Source organism: Nocardioides zeicaulis (genome assembly GCF_042432345.1).
Classification (GTDB): Bacteria; Actinomycetota; Actinomycetes; order Propionibacteriales; family Nocardioidaceae; genus Nocardioides; species Nocardioides zeicaulis.
The window spans coordinates 561,581-577,949 of record NZ_JBHLXH010000002.1 but is presented as its reverse complement, the minus strand read 5'-3'; the positions used below and the strand labels follow the sequence as shown (position 1 = coordinate 577,949).

At 72.9% G+C, this 16,369-nt stretch carries 15 protein-coding genes; 11 read left to right on the top strand and 4 right to left on the bottom strand.

The window, feature by feature from the left end; genetic code table 11:
* Positions 1-9: 9 nt before the first annotated feature.
* On the bottom strand, positions 10-459 hold the full coding sequence (locus ACFFJG_RS17370; protein ID WP_378520035.1) for a GNAT family N-acetyltransferase: 450 nt from the start codon (positions 457-459) through the stop codon (positions 10-12).
* The gene (locus ACFFJG_RS17365) at positions 456-998 is read right to left on the bottom strand and encodes a GNAT family N-acetyltransferase (RefSeq protein ID WP_378520034.1); all 543 of its coding nucleotides are present in this window, start codon (positions 996-998) and stop codon (positions 456-458) included. Before ACFFJG_RS17365 ends, ACFFJG_RS17370 begins: the two co-directional genes overlap by 4 nt.
* 163 nt (positions 999-1,161) lie before the next feature.
* Between ACFFJG_RS17365 and ACFFJG_RS17360 the strand changes: the two genes are divergently transcribed.
* From ACFFJG_RS17360 to ACFFJG_RS17315, 10 genes are all read left to right on the top strand, one after another.
* Entirely contained in the window at positions 1,162-2,586 is a 1,425-nt protein-coding gene (locus tag ACFFJG_RS17360) for a uracil-xanthine permease family protein (RefSeq protein ID WP_378520033.1), read from the top strand.
* Positions 2,583-3,449 (top strand): FAD binding domain-containing protein, encoded by an 867-nt coding sequence (locus tag ACFFJG_RS17355; RefSeq protein ID WP_378520032.1) that lies wholly within the window; start codon positions 2,583-2,585, stop codon positions 3,447-3,449. Before ACFFJG_RS17360 ends, ACFFJG_RS17355 begins: the two co-directional genes overlap by 4 nt.
* Complete coding sequence (locus tag ACFFJG_RS17350) at positions 3,446-3,994, top strand: (2Fe-2S)-binding protein (protein ID WP_378520031.1); 549 nt, start codon at positions 3,446-3,448, stop codon at positions 3,992-3,994. Before ACFFJG_RS17355 ends, ACFFJG_RS17350 begins: the two co-directional genes overlap by 4 nt.
* Positions 3,991-6,408, top strand: a complete 2,418-nt coding sequence (cutA, locus tag ACFFJG_RS17345; protein ID WP_378520030.1) for an aerobic carbon-monoxide dehydrogenase large subunit — start codon at positions 3,991-3,993, stop codon at positions 6,406-6,408. The genes ACFFJG_RS17350 and cutA overlap by 4 nt, the downstream gene beginning before the upstream one ends.
* A gap of 79 nt (positions 6,409-6,487) precedes the next feature.
* Complete coding sequence (locus ACFFJG_RS17340; protein ID WP_378520029.1) at positions 6,488-7,129, top strand: SRPBCC family protein; 642 nt, start codon at positions 6,488-6,490, stop codon at positions 7,127-7,129.
* Positions 7,126-8,517 (top strand): amidase, encoded by a 1,392-nt coding sequence (locus ACFFJG_RS17335; RefSeq protein ID WP_378520028.1) that lies wholly within the window; start codon positions 7,126-7,128, stop codon positions 8,515-8,517. Before ACFFJG_RS17340 ends, ACFFJG_RS17335 begins: the two co-directional genes overlap by 4 nt.
* 464 nt (positions 8,518-8,981) lie before the next feature.
* Positions 8,982-11,072 carry a hydantoinase/oxoprolinase family protein gene (locus ACFFJG_RS17330; RefSeq protein WP_378520027.1) on the top strand — a complete coding sequence of 697 codons (2,091 nt, stop codon included), beginning with the start codon at positions 8,982-8,984 and terminating at the stop codon, positions 11,070-11,072.
* The gene (locus tag ACFFJG_RS17325) at positions 11,069-13,093 is read left to right on the top strand and encodes a hydantoinase B/oxoprolinase family protein (protein WP_378520026.1); all 2,025 of its coding nucleotides are present in this window, start codon (positions 11,069-11,071) and stop codon (positions 13,091-13,093) included. Before ACFFJG_RS17330 ends, ACFFJG_RS17325 begins: the two co-directional genes overlap by 4 nt.
* Before the next feature lies 1 nt (position 13,094).
* Positions 13,095-13,775 (top strand): SDR family oxidoreductase, encoded by a 681-nt coding sequence (locus ACFFJG_RS17320; protein WP_378520025.1) that lies wholly within the window; start codon positions 13,095-13,097, stop codon positions 13,773-13,775.
* A gap of 9 nt (positions 13,776-13,784) precedes the next feature.
* The gene (locus tag ACFFJG_RS17315) at positions 13,785-14,264 is read left to right on the top strand and encodes a group II truncated hemoglobin (RefSeq protein WP_378520024.1); all 480 of its coding nucleotides are present in this window, start codon (positions 13,785-13,787) and stop codon (positions 14,262-14,264) included.
* Here the strand turns inward: ACFFJG_RS17315 and ACFFJG_RS17310 are convergent.
* Complete coding sequence (locus tag ACFFJG_RS17310) at positions 14,252-15,235, bottom strand: helix-turn-helix transcriptional regulator (RefSeq protein ID WP_378520023.1); 984 nt, start codon at positions 15,233-15,235, stop codon at positions 14,252-14,254. The two genes, ACFFJG_RS17315 and ACFFJG_RS17310, sit on opposite strands and share 13 nt — an antisense overlap.
* A gap of 100 nt (positions 15,236-15,335) precedes the next feature.
* Here ACFFJG_RS17310 and ACFFJG_RS17305 point away from each other — a divergent pair, with 100 nt between their 5' ends.
* On the top strand, positions 15,336-15,758 hold the full coding sequence (locus tag ACFFJG_RS17305; RefSeq protein WP_378520022.1) for a VOC family protein: 423 nt from the start codon (positions 15,336-15,338) through the stop codon (positions 15,756-15,758).
* On the opposite strand, the gene ACFFJG_RS17300 is transcribed toward ACFFJG_RS17305, so the two are convergent.
* On the bottom strand, positions 15,759-16,271 hold the full coding sequence (locus ACFFJG_RS17300) for a MarR family winged helix-turn-helix transcriptional regulator (protein ID WP_378520021.1): 513 nt from the start codon (positions 16,269-16,271) through the stop codon (positions 15,759-15,761).
* Positions 16,272-16,369 lie beyond the last annotated feature (98 nt).

Below are 16,369 nucleotides of genomic sequence, written 5' to 3'. Positions count from 1 at the left end.
GCCGAAGCCTCAGACGTCCTTGGCGTAGAACACGCGGGCGAGCCCGGCGTCGGTGGCGCGGTGGGTCTCGACGTAGCCGAGGTGCTCGTAGAGCCGCTGGTTCTCGACCATCGAGGCGTGGGTGTAGAGCCGCACGCGGGAGCAGCCGTGCGCGTCGGCGCGCTCCTCGGCCAGCGCGAGCAGCGCACGACCGACGCCCCGTCCGTGGTGCGACGGCAGCACGGCGACGTTGTCGAGCAGCAGCGTCGTGCCCTCGGGCACCAGGACGAGGTAGCCGACGACCTCGTCGCCCTCCAGCGCCACCCACGTCTCGTCGTCCGCGACGGCTCGCGCGTAGTCGGCGTCGAGGGGGCCGGGGCGCTGGCCGTCCATGCGGGGCAGGTAGGGCGTGTAGGCCGCGAGCGCGACCCGTTCGACCGCGGCCACGTCATCGGCGTGGGCGCGGCGAAGGGTGGTCACGGCGTGCCCGGGTGACGTACGCCGAACCACTGCAGCGCGCCGTGCTCCTCGAACCGGCCGGCCTCGGTGAACCCGAGACGCGCGGCGAGGCGGCGGGAGGCGGTGTTGGCGACCTGGGTGCAGACGACGACGGGCTCGTCGAAGCGGGCGTCGACCCAGGCCAGCACCGCACGGCCGGCCTCGGTGGCCCAGCCGTGGCCCCAGGCCGCGACCGGCGTGACCCAGCTCAGCTCGAGCTCGCCGCCGTCGGGCAGCACACGTCCCGGGCGCGCGGGGTCGTGGCGGGAGACGCCGAACCAGCCGACCAGCCGCCCCTCGTGCTCCACGACGAGCTGGCCCGGCCGGTCGGCCGGCACGGCGGGCATCTCGCGCTCCAGCGTCGCGCGCTCACGCCCCCCGCCGGTGAACCGGTTGACGACCGGGTCGCAGCCCAGGTCGACGAACGCGGGCCGGTCACGGGCCTCCGGGGGCCGCAGCAGCAGGCGCTCGGTGCGGATCGGCGCGGGCGGCCAGTCGGCGACCGTGAGAGGGAGGCCCATGCACGTGAGGCTAGCCAGCGGCGCGAACCGCCCGAGAACTTGCCATGGACTCCGGCGTTCCTTCGGCGGATGTCGCCAGTGAGGGTGTGTGATGTGGCGCACTAGTTTGAGGCATCTCGGGCACACACCCCCTGCTGATCAGCTGCGAAATCTGGAGGCCTGCATGTCGATGTTCAAGTGGGACGTGGTCGATCCCGCTCCCGGCGAGGCGGTGCTCCCGCACCAGCGCCTCCCGTGGGGCAAGACGATCGGGCTCGGCGCCCAGCACGTGGTCGCCATGTTCGGCGCCACCTTCGTGTTCCCCCTCGTGATGGGCCTGGACGCCAACCTGGCGATCATGTTCTCGGGTCTCTGCACGATCCTGTTCCTGCTGATCGTGCAGAACCGGGTCCCGAGCTACCTCGGCACGAGCGCGTCGTTCGTGGCCTCCGTCGCCGCGATCCGCCTGCTCGACACCGACAACGACTCCTCCTACGTCACCGGCGCGATCCTGGTCGGCGGCCTCGTGCTCGCCGCCGTGGGCGTGCTGGTGCACTTCGCCGGCGCCCAGCTGATCCACCGCCTGCTCCCGCCGGCCGTCACGGGTGCCGTCGTCATGCTCATCGGCTTCAACCTGGCGCCGGTCGTGGCGGGCGTCTACTGGCCCCAGGACCAGTGGATCGCCCTGCTCACCGCGGCGTTCATGGTCTTCGCCTCGGTCGCGCTGCCCGGCTTCTGGTCGCGCATCGCGGTCTTCCTCGCGCTGATCTTCGGCTACGTGCTCTCGTTCCTGGCCGACCTCGTCCTCGGTCCGATCACCTCCGTCCTGGGCGGTGCCACCGAGGCCACCGAGCACGACCGCGTCTCGTGGGCCGGCGTCCAGGCGGCCGACTGGATCGGCCTGCCCAGCGGCACCCTCGCTGACGGCGTCTCGGTCGTGCACGCCCCGTCGTTCTCGCTCACCGCGATCCTGCTCGTCCTCCCCGGCGTCATCGCGCTCGTCGCGGAGAACACCGGTCACGTCAAGGCCGTCGCGGAGATGACCGGCGAGAACCTCGACCCCTACATGGGCCGCGCCATCGGTGCCGACGGCATCGCCACCGCGTTCGCCAGCGCGTTCGGCGGCTCGCCCACCACGACGTACGCCGAGAACATCGGCGTCATGGGCGCCACCCGCGTCTACTCCACCGCCGCCTACTACGTCGCCGCGGCCGTCGCGATCCTGCTCGGCCTGTGCCCGAAGTTCGGCGCGATCGTCAACGCCACCCCCGGTGGCGTCCTCGGCGGCATCACGGTTGTCCTCTACGGGATGATCGGTCTGGTGGGCGCGAAGATCTGGGTGGAGAACGGCATCGACTTCGGCAACCCGGTCAACATGGTCGGCCTCGCGGCGGGCCTCATCGCCGGCATCGGCGGCGTCACCCTCACCTTCGGCGACGACTTCGAGCTCGGCGGCATCGCCCTCGGCACGATCCTGGTCATCGTCTTCTTCCACATGGTCAAGGGCCGCGGTGGCCACGGCTCCGGCGCCGTCACCCGCAACCTGAGCCACCCCGACTACGACGGCGGCGTCGACGACGCTGCCTCTGGAGGCACCACCCACCGATGAAGCCCGCACCCTTCGCCTACCTGCGACCGACCGGTCTCGAGGAAGCCCTCGCGGCCCTCGCGGAGGAGCCGGGGGCGAAGGTGCTGGCCGGCGGTCAGTCCCTGGTCCCGCTGCTCTCCATGCGCCTGGCTGCACCGTCGATGCTCGTCGACATCAACGCCCTGCCGGACCTCGGCCACGTCTCCACCTCCCGCGAGGGGGACGGGGCCGGGGTCCGGGTCGGGGCCCTCGCCCGCCACGCCCACGTGCTCGCCGACCGCGACGCCGCCGAGGTCCAGCCGCTGCTCGCCCTGGCGCTCTCGCACGTGGCCCACCCCACGATCCGCAACCGCGGCACGACCGTCGGCTCGATCGTCCACGCCGACGCCGCCGCCGAGATGCCCATGGTGCTCCGGCTCCTGGGCGGCTCGGTCGACGTCGCGTCGGTCCGCGGCCGTCGTACGATTCCGGCCGGCGACCTGTTCCTCGGGCCGCTCGAGTCGACACTGGCCCACGACGAGATCGCCGTCGAGGCGTTCTTCCCGGCCCTGCCCGCCGGTGGTGGCGTGGCGTTCCAGGAGATCGCGCGCCGCCACGGCGACTACGCCCTGGTCGGGGTCGCCGCCCTCGTCCAGCTCGACGGCGACCGCGTCACCAGCGCCCGCATGGGCTTCGTCTCGGTCAGCGACGTGCCCACCGTCGTCGACGTCACCGACGCCCTCGACGACCCGGCCGCAAAGGCCCTGGCCGAGCTCGAGCCGGCCGACGACATCCACGCGACCGCCGCCTACCGCGCGCACCTGGTCAAGGTGCTCGCGCCGCGCGTCCTGGCGGCCGCGACCGACCACGCCCGCACCCGGGCAGGAGAGGTGACCCCCGCATGACCAGCGAGACCACGGAGCAGGTGCACGACGTGCGCCTGCACGTCAACGGGGCCGCCCACGAGGTCCGGGTGCCCGCGCGGCGCCTGCTGTCTGACGCCCTGCGCCACGACTGCGGCCTCACCGGCACCCACGTCGGCTGCGAGCACGGCGTGTGCGGCGCGTGCACCGTCCTCGTCGACGGCGTGCCGGTGCGCTCGTGCCTGATGTTCGCGGTCTCGGCCGTGGACTCCGAGATCACGACCGTCGAGGGCCTCACCGAGGCCGACGGCACCGAGCAGGGCCGGCTCTCGCCGGTGCAGCAGGCGTTCTCCGACTGCCACGGCCTGCAGTGCGGCTTCTGCACCCCCGGCTTCCTCACCACCATCACGGCCGGCCTGCGCGAGAACCCCGACCCCACCGAGGACGAGGCCCGCGAGATGGTCGCCGGCAACCTGTGCCGCTGCACCGGCTACCAGAACATCGTGAAGTCGGTGCTCCGTGCCGCCGAGATCCAGGCCGAGATCCAGGCCGGGACCACCGCCGAGCGCGAGGGGGAGTCGGCATGACCACCAAGCTCTTCGGCGCCAAGGTCCCGCGGGTGGAGGACCAGCGCTTCCTGCGCGGCCAGGGCCGCTACGTCGACGACCTGCTGCACGACGACCCGCGGCTGCTCCACGCCGCCGTGCTGCGCTCGCCCCACGCCCACGCCCGGATCCTCGACATCGACGTGGCCGACGTGCTCGACGTCGAGGGCGTCGTCGCCGTGTGGACCTGGGACGACCTCGAGGGCCCGATGGCCGAGCCGCTGCCGCTGCTGATCCCGCACCCGGCGCTGACCCACGGCCGCACCCAGTACGCCCTGGCGAAGGACGAGGTGAACTACGTCGGCGAGGCGATCGCCCTCGTCGTCGCCGTCGACCGCTACGTCGCGGAGGACGCGGTGTCGCGGATCCGCGTCGACTACGAGCAGCTCCCGCCCGTCGTCGGCATCGCCGCGGCCCGCGCCGCCGAGCGCACCGTCCACGACGACGTGCCCGACAACGTCGGCGCCCGGATGGAGCAGGAGAACGGCGACGCCCGCGCCGCGATCGCCGCCGCCCCGCACACCCTGCACCTCGACCTCGACATCGAGCGCTCGGCCTGCACGCCGATGGAGGGTCGCGGCACCGTAGCGCGCTGGGACCCCGACACCAGCCGGCTCACGGTCTGGTCGTCGACCCAGACCTCCACCGGCGTCCGCGGGTGCGTGGCGGCCAAGCTCGGCCTCGACCTCGCGCAGGTCGACGTGATCACCCCCGACGTCGGCGGCGGCTTCGGCGTCAAGGTCGTGCACCCGTGGCCCGAGGAGCTGCTGGTGCCGCTGGCGGCAAGGACGCTCGGCCGTCCGGTGAAGTTCACCGAGGACCGGCGCGAGCACTTCATCTCCTCGGCCCACGAGCGCGCCCAGCAGCACGTCGTCGACGTCGGCTTCGACGACGAGGGCCGGCTGCTCGGCCTCAACGTCGAGTTCTGGCACGACCACGGGGCCTACACGCCGTACGGCCTGATCGTCCCGATCATCACCTCGACCCAGCTGCTCGGGCCCTACAAGCCGCAGAACTACCGCGTGGTCTTCGAGTCGCTCTACACCAACACCGTGATCGTGACGCCCTACCGCGGCGCCGGCCGCCCGCAGGGCTGCTTCGTGATGGAGCGGACGATGGACGCGATCGCGGCGTACCTCGGCAAGGACCGCACCGAGGTGCGGGCCGCCAACTTCATCCAGCCCGACGAGTTCCCCTACGAGCACGGGCTGGTCTTCCAGGACGGCCGCGAGCTGACCTACGACTCCGGCGACTACCCGGCCTCGCTCGCCAAGCTCAAGGAGCTCGTCGGCTGGGACGAGTTCGAGGACTTCCGCGCCGAGATGGCCGCCCAGGGCCGCAAGGTCGGCATCGGCCTGGCCTGCTACGTCGAGGGCACCGGCGTCGGTCCCTACGAGGGCGCCCACGTCCACATCGAGACCTCCGGCAAGGTCAAGGTCGCCACCGGCCTCACCACCCAGGGCCAGGGCCACCAGACGGCGTTCGCGCAGGTCGTCGCCGACACCCTCGGCGTGCGGTTCGAGGACGTCGAGATCACCACCGGCGACACCCGCAAGATGCCCTACGCGGTCGGCACCTTCGCCTCCCGTGCGGCGGTGATGAGCGGCTCGGCGATCCACCTCGCCGCGCTGCGCGCGAAGGAGAAGGCGCTGCGCATCGCCGCGGAGGCGCTCGAGGCCGACGAGTCCGACCTCGAGATCGTCGACGGCGTGGTGTCGGTCAAGGGCACCGGGGCCAGCATCGACCTCGGCACCGTCGCCGTCCTGTCCAACCCGCTGCGCTACGCCTTCGACGAGGCGTCCAAGGCCGCCACCCAGTTCTCGGTCGGCGACCCCGGCAAGCCGCCGGTCGCCGAGGACGACGAGCCGGGCCTGGAGGGCAAGGACTTCTACTCCCCGCCGCGCTCGACCTTCGCCAACGGCATGCACGCCGTGATCGTGGAGACCGACCCCGACACCGCCGAGATCACCATCCTCAAGTACGCGGTCGTCCACGACTGCGGCCACCTGATCAACCCGATGATCGTCGAGGGCCAGATCCACGGCGGCGTCGCGCAGGGGGTCGGCGGTGCGCTCTACGAGCGGATGGCCTACGACGAGTCGGGGCAGCTGCTCAACGCCTCGTTCATGGACTTCCTCATGCCCTACGTCACCGAGGTGCCGACGTCGATCGACATCGACCACCTCGAGACGCCCTCGCCGCTCAACCCGCTCGGCATCAAGGGCGCCGGCGAGGCGGGCGTGATCCCGTCCGCCGCCGTCTTCGCCGCCGCGATCGAGGACGCGGAGGGCTTCCCGATCACCGCCATGCCCATCTCGCCGTCCGAGCTGTTCGAGCTGCGCCTCGAGCACGCCGAGACCCCCACCCGCACTGCTGCCCCCACCGCCGGTAGCTAGGGACGATTCCGTAGGCCGAAACCCGTTTCCGCCCACCAGAACGTCCCTAGCTACCCAGCCACCGTCTGAGGAGACCCCGATGAAGTTCACCGGAGAGAACGTCCTGAACGCCCCTGTCGACCAGGCCTGGGACGCGCTGCTCGACCCGGCCGTCCTCGTGCGCACCATCCCCGGTTGCGAGAAGCTCGAGGCGACCGGCGACAACGCGTACGCCATGACGGTCACCGCAGGTGTCGCCTCCATCAAGGGCACCTACGCCGGCTCGTGCCAGCTCGGCGACCTGCACGAGCACGAGTCGCTGGTGATGAAGCTCGACGGGGCAGGTGCGCCCGGCACGATCGGCGCGACGGTCAACGTCCGCTTCACGCCCGAGGGTGACACCACGCGCGTCTCCTACGACGCCGACGCGACGGTGGGCGGGATGATCGGCGGCGTCGGCCAGCGGATGCTCACCAGCGTCTCGCGCCGGATGGCTGCGGAGTTCTTCGGCAACGTGGACTCGGCGATCGCCGGCGGTCCGGTCGCCGCGACCGTCACCGCTCCGGCCGGCGCCACCGTCGAGCCGGGTGCGCCGGCCCCCACCGGCGCGGTGTTCACCGCCCCGGCGAAGGCCTCGTCGCCGGTCGGCTCGCAGCAGGACTTCCTCACCGGCATCGCCGTCGGTGCCGGCCTCGTGCTGCTCGGTGCCGTCGTGGGCGGCCTGCTCGGTCGCCGTCGATGACCGACGTCACCGTCGACTCCACCGCCCGCGACCAGGCCGCGGCCGTCCGGGCGGGGGAGATCTCGCCGGCCGAGCTGCTCGAGCTGCACCTCGACCGGATCGCCGAGCGCAACCCCGAGCTCAACGCCATCGTGTCCCTCGACGAGGAGCGCGCCCGCGCCGCGGCCGCCGTGGCCGACCAGGCGCAGGCCTCCGGCGAGGAGACCGGCCCGCTGCACGGCCTGCCGTTCGCGGTGAAGGACACCCACGCCCTCGAGGGGTGGCCGCACACGTTCGGGTCCACGGTCTTCCGCGACCACGTCGCCGACCACGACGAGCTGCTCGTCGAGCGCGTGCGCCACGCCGGCGCGGTCTTCGTCGGCAAGACCAACGTGCCGGAGTTCGCCGCCGGCTCCCACACCTTCAACACCGTCTTCGGCGTCACCCGCAACCCGGTCGACCCCTCGCGCTCCGCGGGCGGGTCCAGCGGGGGAGCGGCCTGCGCGCTCGCGTCCGGCATGGTGCCGCTGGCCGACGGCTCCGACATGGGTGGGTCGCTGCGCAACCCGGCGTCGTTCTGCGGCGTGGTCGGGATGCGGCCCTCGCTGGGGCGGGTGCCGGAGTGGCCGCTCTACAACCAGTGGGAGACCACGTCGGTCGGCGGGCCGATGGCGCGCAACGTCGGTGACCTCGCCCTGCTCCTCTCCGTCCTCGCGGGTCCCGACCCGCGCGCGCCCCACGCGCTCGGCGACCCCGGCACGTCGTTCGCCCCGCCGCTGGCGCCCGCCCCGCTCGCCGGGCTGCGGGTCGCGGCGTCGGTCGACCTCGGTGGCGCGTTCGCCGTCGACCACGCCGTCGCCGACGTCGTACGGGCGACCGCCGCGCGGCTGTCCGACGCGGGCGCCGCGGTGGCGGACGCCCACCCCGACCTGTCGCTGGCCGACGACACGTTCCGCACGCTGCGCGCCTGGCACTTCCAGGCCAAGCTCGGACGGCTGCTCGCCGAGCACCCGACGTCGTTCAAGCCCTCGCTGGAGGCCAACATCCGCGCGGGCGAGCCGCTCACCGGCGCCGACGTCGCCCGGGGGTACGCCCAGCGCACCGCGCTGTCGGAGACGATGCGGCTGTTCTTCGGCGACCACGACGTGCTGCTCCTGCCGACCTCGCAGGTGCCGCCGTTCCCCGTCGACCAGGAGTTCCCGGCGACGATCAACGGCGAGGAGATGCCCGACTACCTCGCGTGGATGCGCTCGGCGTACTTCATCTCCGTCACCGGGTGCCCGGCGATCTCCGTCCCCGCCGGCACCACGCCCGACGGGCTGCCGGTCGGCGTGCAGCTCGTCGCGCGCCACGGCGCCGACCGCCGGCTGCTCGAGGTCGCCGCGGCCGTGGAGGATCTGCTCGCCTGACCGCCCCGGTCTGGACCAGGCTGTGCACACACCTGTGGATGGACGTGTGGACATCGGGTCGCCGCTGGGGACGACGGGCGTCGTCCTGTGCACGACGCGCCGGAACCCGCGGTATGTCCGACGAGGGGGTCTCGACCCCTTGTGGTGGCGCTCGACGCAGGCGTAGAACTCTCCCTACGCCGCTCCTCACGGAGCAGCGGGACGGCTCCGGAAGGACGGTCCACCACGACGCGGAACCGGTTCGCCGGGGAGGTGTCGCAGGCACCCGGTGATGGGGTGGCTGAGGACCTGCACCAGGGAGCTGCCGACCGCGAGCATCACATGAGCGGTCACACCGAAGGGCCCTTGCCGCTCATACCGGCAGGGGCCCTTCACCTTTGTCGGCAGGAGTTGCCGGAGAACCGACGATCCGTCGGCAATCCCTGCCGTGGTCCTCGCCATTCCGCTTGAGTTGAATCGACCCCATGAGCAACCGGCGCATCAGGATCGGCATCGACACGGGTGGCACCTTCACCGACGTGGTCGCCTTCGACGAGGACTCGGGGGAGCTGGTCACGACCAAGACCCCCAGCACGCCCGGCAACCCGGCCGACGGGTTCATCGCCGGCATCGAGAAGATCCTCGGGATCGTCGGCGCCTCCGGCGACGACATCACCGCGGTCTCCCACGGCACCACGGTCGCGACCAACAAGCTCCTCGAGGGCAAGGTGGAGGCGCTCGGCTTCATCACCACCGAGGGCTACGAGTTCATGCTCGAGATCGCCCGGCAGTCCGTGCCCGACGGCTACGGCAACTCCTACTTCTGGGTCAAGCCCGACCGCATCGTCCCGGCCGACCGGGTCCGCACGGTCGGCGGCCGCCTCGACTTCACCGGCGCCGAGGTCCGGCCCTTCGACGAGGAGTCCGCGGTCGCAGCCGCCCGCTGGTTCCGCGACCGCGGGATCACGACGCTGGCGGTGTGCCTGCTCCACGCGTACGCCAACGACGAGCACGAGCTGCGGATGCGCGAGATCCTGCGCCGTGAGCACCCGGAGGCCGTGGTCTCGATCTCGAGCGAGGTGCTGCGCGAGTACCGCGAGTACGAGCGCTCGATGACCACGCTGGTCGACGCGGCGGTCAAGCCCAACGTCAGCCGCTACGTCACCAACATCTCCGAGCGCCTGGACGGGTTCACCGGCGGCAAGGAGATCCCGTTCTACGTGATGAAGTCCAACGGCGGCGTGCTGTCGGCGGACGAGGTCGTGCACCAGCCGATCACCACCGTGCTCTCCGGCCCGGCCGCCGGCGCCCTGGGCGCCGCGCTCATCGCCAAGGTCGCCGGCTTCCCGAAGATCCTCACCTGCGACGGCGGCGGCACCTCGACCGACGTCTCCGTGGTCCTCGACGGCGAGCCGACCCTCACCACCGAGGGGACCGTCGGTGCCTACCCCAGCAAGATCCCGATGATCGACGTGGTCACGGTCGGCGCCGGCGGTGGCTCGATCGCCTGGCTCTCGCCCGAGGGCACCCTCAAGGTCGGCCCGCACTCCGCGGGCGCCGACCCGGGCCCGCTCTGCTACGGCAAGGGCGGCACCCAGCCCACGATCACCGACGCCCACGTCACGCTGGGCCGGATCCCTCCCCACCTGCTCGGCGGGGAGATCCCGCTCGACACCGACGCGGCCCGGGCCGGCATCGAGGAGCTCGCGACCGAGCTGGGCGTCGACTTCGAGACCTGCGCGACCGGCATCCTGGAGATCTCGGCCTGGAACCAGGCCAACGCGTTGCGCCAGGTGAGCGTCAAGCGCGGCCTCGACGTGCGCGACTTCATGCTGACCACCTTCGGCGGGTCCGGCTCGCTGCTGGCCTGCCGCCTGGTCGACATCCTCGACCTCGCCGGCGTCGTCGTCCCGCCCAACCCGGGCAACGTCAGCGCCTTCGGGCTGCTCACCGTCGACGTGAAGAACGACTACGTCCAGACCCACGTCGCCAAGGAGTCGGCGCTCGACCACGGCGCCGTCCAGGCGATCCTCGACGACCTCACCGCCAGGGCCCGCGACGCCCTGGCCAAGGAGGGCTTCGCCGCCGACGAGCACCGCTTCCAGCGCACCATCGACGTGCGCTACGTCGGCCAGGCCTTCGAGGTCCGCGTCGCGGCACCCGAGGGCGTCGTCGACGAGGCCTACGTCGCGCAGGTCGCGGAGACCTTCCACGCCGAGCACCGTCAGCTCTACGGCTACAACTTCCGCGGCGACCCCACGCAGCAGGTCGAGTGGGTCAACCTCCGCGTGACCGGCATCGGCCCGATCACCCGCCCGGAGATCCCGACCCTCGACAAGGCCGCCGGCACCGTCGAGGAGCGCGCGGTGCGCGGGCGCCGCCCGGTCTGCTTCGATGCCGCGCAGGGCTACGTCGACACCCCCGTGGTGTGGCGCGGCGACCTCGGCGCGGGGGACGGCTTCAGCGGTCCCGCCATCGTCGAGGAGTTCGGCTCCACCATCCCGGTCCACCCCGGCTTCGAGGTCGTGGTCGACGACTGGGCCAACCTCGTCATCCGGAAGGAGTCGGGCCGATGAGCACGACTGCGAGCACGACTGCGAGCACCGACGTCAGCACCCGCCCCGTCGACCCCGCCTACGTCACGGCCAGGCCGGTCAACCCGGCCGGGCTGCCGACGGCGTACTCCCACGGCGGGCGCCTCACGCCGGAGGGCTCCAGCGTCGACCCGATCCTCGTCGAGATCGTCCAGGGCACCCTCGCCAGCGTCGAGATGGAGGTCGAGACCGCCATCGGGCGCACCTCGCGCAGCCCGATGATCCGCGACGCCCACGACTTCCGCGCCGGCATCCACGACCGCCAGCTGCGCAAGCTCACCGGTCGCTCCTACAGCGCGCTCGTGCACCCGATCGTGCGCGACTTCCCGCTGGAGGAGATGCGCGAGGGCGACGTGTTCTTCCACAACGACGTCTACGAGTCGGAGGGCGGCATCGGCCACCTGCCCGACCTGTGCGTCACCGTCCCGGTGTTCCACGAGGGCGAGGTCGTGGCGTTCGTGCAGGCCTTCGGCCACCACGACGACATCGGCGGCGCCTGCCCGGGCTCGATGCCCAGCGGCGCGACGACCGTCTACGAGGAGGGCCTCGCGGTCCCGCCGATCAAGCTGTGGGACGCCGGCGTGCCCAACAAGGCGGCGCTGCGGATCATGACGCGCAACTCCCGGATGCCCGACAGCCTCGCCGCCGACCTCGACGCCGAGTGCTCGGCGTGCCTGATGGGCGCGCGCCGGCTCAGCGAGCTGTTCGACCGCTACGGCCGCCAGGCGATCGAGACGTCGTTCGACGCGATCCTCGACGCCACCACCGAGACGTACCGCCGCGAGATCCTCTCGAAGATCCCCGACGGCACCTACGTCTGGGAGGACTACGCCGAGCACGACGGCGTCGACGAGCCGCAGCTGCACACCCAGCGGATCACCCTGACCAAGGTCAGCGACGCTCCCGCCGACCCGGAGAACGGCCGTCCCGCCGGACCGCGGCTGATCATCGACTTCACCGGCACCAGCGCCCAGGCGAAGGGCCCGATCAACCACTGCGGCGACTACGTCGGCGGCAACTTCCTCAAAAAGTGGCTCGCACCGATCCTGCGCAACCTCGCGGACACCCCGGAGCGGATGGCCGAGCTCGACGTCAACGAGGGCATCGTGCCGCTGATCGAGATGCGCTTCCCGGAGAAGGGCACGCTCCTCACGCCGATCCACCCCGGCCCGACCAACGCCCGCACGTTCGTCATCCTGCGCCTGCTCGGCGTCCTGGCCGGCGTGGTCGCCAAGGCGGTGGACGGGAAGATGCCGGCCGACCAGGAGACGATCCGCTACACCGGCGTCTACGGCAAGGACCTCGAGGGCAACGACTACCTCATGCGCGAGGTGCTCGGCGGCGGCTCGGGCGGGCGCTACTACGCCGACGGCGAGGACACCATCCACGTCGTGCCCGACTCGCGGAACCTGCCGACCGAGTTCACCGAGTCGCGCTTCCCGTTCATCGTCGAGCGGCTCGGCCTCGCGGTCGACTCCGGCGGTGCGGGCGAGTTCCGCGGCGGGCTGGGCTACGAGAAGCACATCCGGATGCTCAAGGACGCCCACTTCATGTCCATCGCCGACCGCTCGATCCTGGCCTGCTGGGGCGTGCGCGGCGGCAAGGCCGGGGCGCCGTTCCAGGTCGTCATCGACCCGGGCGGCCCGGAGGAGCGCGAGGTCGACGCCCTCGCCGACGACGAGGTGGTCAGGGCCGGCCAGGTGGTGCGGATCCGCACGACCGGCGGCGGTGGCTGGGGCGACCCGCTGGCCCGCGACCCCGAGCTCGTCGTGCGAGACGTGGTGTGGGGCAAGGTCTCTGCCGAGGCGGCGCTGCGCGACTACGGGGTGGTGCTGACCGGTTCGCGCGACGGCGACGACCTCGGCTTCGACGCCGCGGCGACGCAGTCGGAGCGCGCCGGCCGCGCGGCGTGGAGCAAGGACGACGACGCGTTCTTCGACCGGGGTCCCGGCTACGCCGCCCTCGCCGGCGGTGCGACGTCCGCCGAGGTCGACCGGGTCTGACGTGGGGGCCCAGCGCGTCGCGGTGCTCGGCGGCCACGGCAAGACCGGCCGCGCCGTGTGCTCGGCCCTCGCCGACCGGGGCGTCGACGCGCTGCCGCTGGGCCGGGCCGACCAACCCGACCTGGCGGGAGCCGTGGGCCGCTGCGACGCGGCCTACGTCATCGCGCCGAACCTGCACCCCGACGAGCCGGCGCACGTCGCCTCGGCGTTGTCCGCGCTGCGTGCGGCCGGGGTCGGGCGGGTGGTCTACCACTCGGTCGCCTCGCCCTACGTCCCGGCGATGCCGCACCACCTCGGCAAGGCGGCCTGCGAGGACCTGGTCCGCCGGTCCGGAATGACGTGGACGATCCTCCAGCCCGGTGCGTACCTGCAGAACCTCGACCTCGCTGGCCCCCTCGACCTGCCGTACTCGCCCGACGTGCCCTTCGGCTTCCTCGACCTCGCGGACCTCGGCCGGGCCGCGGCGGTGGTGCTGACCGAGCCCGGTCACGAGGGGGCGACCTACGAGCTCGCGACCCGCGTCGCCACCGTCCGCGAGCTGGCGTCGGAGGCGGGCGTGGAGGTACGGCAGGTGCCGGACCCGGGCACCCACCCGTGGCTCTCGGCGATGTTCGCCTACTACGACGACCACGGGCTCCCGGTCGGGACGAGGGTGCTGGCGGCGCTGCTCGGCCGCGCCTAGCGTGGGTGCATGGCTGGCGTGGACGAACCCGGGTTGCCGACGCTGTACGAGTGGGCGGGCGGCCTCGAGCCGCTGCGCCGGATGATCGACTGCTTCTACGACCGGGTCGAGGCCGACGAGGCACTGAGCGGGTTCTTCCCCGGCGGGGTCTCCACGCGCCACCGCGCCCACGTGGCCGACTGGTGGGCCGAGGTGCTGGGCGGTCCGGAGACCTACACCGAGCAGCACGGCGGCTACGAGGCGATGCTGCGCCACCACCTCGGCCTCGACATCACCCCCGCGCAGCGGCACCGGTTCGCGGCGACCATGAGCCTGGCGGCCGACGACGCCGCGCTCCCGGCCGACCCGGAGTTCCGCGCAGCGATCATCGGCTACCTCGAGTGGGGCACCCGCCTGGCCGTGGAGAACTCCCGCCGCGGCGCCACCCCGCCCGCCCACGCGCCGACCCCGCGCTGGGGCTGGGGCGTGGCCCCGCCCTACGTCGGCTGAGCCGCGCTTGACCCGGCCGCGCCGAGCCGCTTGCCGACCAGCCGGCACGCCGTCGCCAGGGCGGGCGGCTCGACCTGCTCGAGGTCGGTGTCGAAGCGCGCCAGGGAGGCAGCCAGCGCCGGCCATGACCAGGAGCCGAGCGTGACCCGGCAGGTCGCGTCGGTGAGCGGCTCGACCTCGCCGTCGCCGACGAACGGCGCGACCGCGGCGGCGGGGGAGTGCAGGACCGCGGACCCCCGGCACGGCCAGGCGTCCTGGTCGGCGGAGCCCTTGAAGCGCGCGGCGACGAAGGTGGCGACGTCCGGCGCCGGGAGGGCGCGGGGGGTGAAGCGCGGGCCGTGCGGGGTGCGCAGGCCCATCCGGTCGAGCCGGTAGGTGCGCCAGTCCTCGCGGTCGAGGTCCCAGCCGACCACGTACCAGCGCGAGCGGCGCCGGACCAGGTGCAGCGGCTCGGTGCGACGGGCCGGCCCGCCGATCTGATCTACGGCGTCGCCGTAGTCGAAGCGCAGCACCTCGCAGCGGCGGATCGCCTCGCTCACCGCCACCAGCGCCACGGGATCGACGCGCGGTCCCCGATCGAGCCCGGTGACCTCGACGGCGTCGACGCGGTGCCGGACCCGGCTCGGCAGGACCTGCCGCACCGTCGCCAGCGCCCGGGCCGCACCCTCGGCGACGCCGTCGTCGAGGTCGGCCGCGAGGCGCAGCGCCACCGCGAGGGCCACCGCCTGCTCCTCGTCGAAGAGCAGCGGTGGCAGCGCGCTGCCCGCCTCCAGCCGGTAGCCGCCGTCGGGGCCCTTCGCGGCCGTGACGCGGTAGCCGAGGGCCCGCAGGCGGTCGACGTCACGTCGCACGGTCCTTTCGGTGACCTCGAGCCGGTCGGCCAGGACGGCGCCGGGCCACTGCCGTCGGGCCTGCAGCAGCGACAGCAGGGCGAGGAGCCGTCCCGTGGGACCGGCGGCGGGTTCGGACACGTCCCCCATTCTGCTCCAGAGGCGGACAGGATCGGTCCTCTTCTGACGACAGGGTGGGGTCATCGGCCGGGACCCACCGGCCACCACGAGAAGAGGAACCATGAGCATCGAGACCACCCCCCACCTCAACTTCCGCGGCACGGCCGGAGAGGCGCTCGCCTTCTACGCCGAGGCCCTCGGCGGCGAGCTCGTCGTCGTCACCTACGCCGACGCCCACGCCGTGCAGGATCCCGCCGAGGCCGACCAGGTCATGTGGGGCCAGGTCGTGGCGCCCAGCGGCGCCCGCGTGATGGCGAACGACGTCCCGGGCGCGATGCCCCACGAGGCCGGCACCATCCCGTTCTTCGTCTCGCTGCGCGGCGACGACGCCGACGAGATCACGGCAGCGTGGGCCGGGCTGTCCGAGGGCGCGACCGTGGTGCAGGACCTCGGCCCGTCGGGCTGGGCGCCGCTCTACGGCATGCTGCGCGACCGCTTCGGGGTCACCTGGGTGCTCGACGTCGCGGTGGCCCACCCCGCCTGACTACCCCGGCTCGGGCGGCGTCCAGCCGCCCTCCTCGCGCACGGCCCGCGCGATCCGCTGGCTGACGGTGCGCAGCTGCTGTCGCTGTGCCCTCGTCAGCCGGTCGAGCACGAGGTGGTGGACCAGCCGGGCGTGCCCGGGCGTGGCCTGCGCGACCTTGTCGCGCCCGGCGTCGGTCAGGACGGCCAGGGTGTAGCGGCCGTCGGTCGGGTCGGGCGTGCGCCGGAGCCAGCCGCGCGACTCCAGCCGCGTGGCCGCGCGCGAGAGGCGAGAGAGGGTGCTGTTGGCGTAGTCGGCGAGCGCGCTCATCCGCAGGGTGCCGTCGGGCGCGGCGTCGAGCGCGTAGAGGACGCCGTACTCGAAGTGCGTGAGCTGCGCGTCGCGCTGCAGCTGCGCGTCGAGGGCCGGCGGGAGCCACTCCAGCACCGTCGCGAGCGCGGCCCACGTCTCGAGGTCCTCGCCCGACAGCGCCGGGTCGGGGGCCTCGGGGTCGGGGTCGCGCGGATCGGCCATGCCCGCAGCGTACGCGAGTTGCCCAGGCAAGTGATCAGCGCGTAGCGTGACTTGCCTGAGCAAGTGAAACGGTCGACCACGACCAGGAGGAGGACGAG